This is a genomic window from Streptomyces sp. SID3343 (genome assembly GCF_009865215.1).
GTDB lineage: Bacteria > Actinomycetota > Actinomycetes > Streptomycetales > Streptomycetaceae > Embleya.
In genome coordinates this window covers 1-289 of record NZ_WWJX01001155.1, presented here as the reverse complement: position 1 = coordinate 289, position 289 = coordinate 1, and the positions used below count along the sequence as shown (strand labels likewise).

1 protein-coding gene is annotated in these 289 nt (G+C 78.2%); it reads left to right on the top strand.

Annotated features, from left to right (window positions below; genetic code table 11):
- Window positions 1-289: hypothetical protein (locus tag GT354_RS36090; RefSeq protein WP_161360605.1), on the top strand; the 289-nt coding region annotated here is incomplete at both ends.

Genomic DNA, 289 nt, shown 5'->3' with positions numbered 1-289 from the left:
CCGCGCCGACGTGCTGCGCGTCGCACTGGGCGGCGGCCCGATCGACGGACCGCACACCGCCGCCGACCTCCTCACCCTGCGCCGCGAACCGGTGGCCGAGAACCGGTTCGCCGGGTGGATCGCGGCCCTGCTGCGGACCGTGCCGGCCGACGCCGAACTGCTCGGCGACCTCGTCCGCGCGGACGATCCGCAGGTGACGGCCGCCGTCGCCGCGGCCGTGGTGGCCGACCCCAGGCTCGCCGATCTGCCCGGCCTCGACAACGCGTGGTGGGCCGCGATCGCCCGCGCC